General features: G+C 63.2%; 1 protein-coding gene. It reads left to right on the forward strand.

Annotated elements, in window-relative coordinates; genetic code table 11:
- The coding region (locus ACFPBZ_RS29605) for an alpha/beta fold hydrolase (protein WP_378039679.1) at positions 1–190 on the forward strand (190 nt) is incomplete at its 5' end.
- Positions 191–500 lie beyond the last annotated feature (310 nt).

Genomic DNA, 500 nt, shown 5'->3' on the forward strand with positions numbered 1-500 from the left:
CCCGACACTCGTCCTTCACGGGGCTCAGGAACCGCTCATCGACGTCAGCAACGGGCGCCTGCTGGCTGCGCAGATACCTCACAGCCGCCTCGAGATCGTCGGGGACGGCGGGGACCTCATCATCTTCGACCAGCCGGCGGAGTGCGCAGCCGTGATGAACACCTTCCTCGCGGAGCAACGCAGCGATTAAGCGCCCAAGTCTCCACCACCCTAGGACCAGTGGCCTGAGGTCAGAGGGGCAACGCACGTTATGTCAGCGGCACTCTCCGGCATCATTCGCCTGCGGGACCTATTATTTGGCGCAGTTGTGAATTTTTGGCCAGTCCACGCGGAGCTATGGGTCCTGCTATACAGAGCGGAGCGGGCCACGCGCAGTGTTCGAGCGTTTGCCGCCCTTCGTTCACTACGCAGTCCTGGTGGATCGCGAGGATCCCGGCTGATCGCCACGATCAGCGTCGCAGTAAGACACTTGCTGCCCCGAACGCGGGTTCGGCAACGGG

Source organism: Actinomycetospora atypica (assembly GCF_042653685.1).
GTDB lineage: Bacteria > Actinomycetota > Actinomycetes > Mycobacteriales > Pseudonocardiaceae > Actinomycetospora > Actinomycetospora atypica.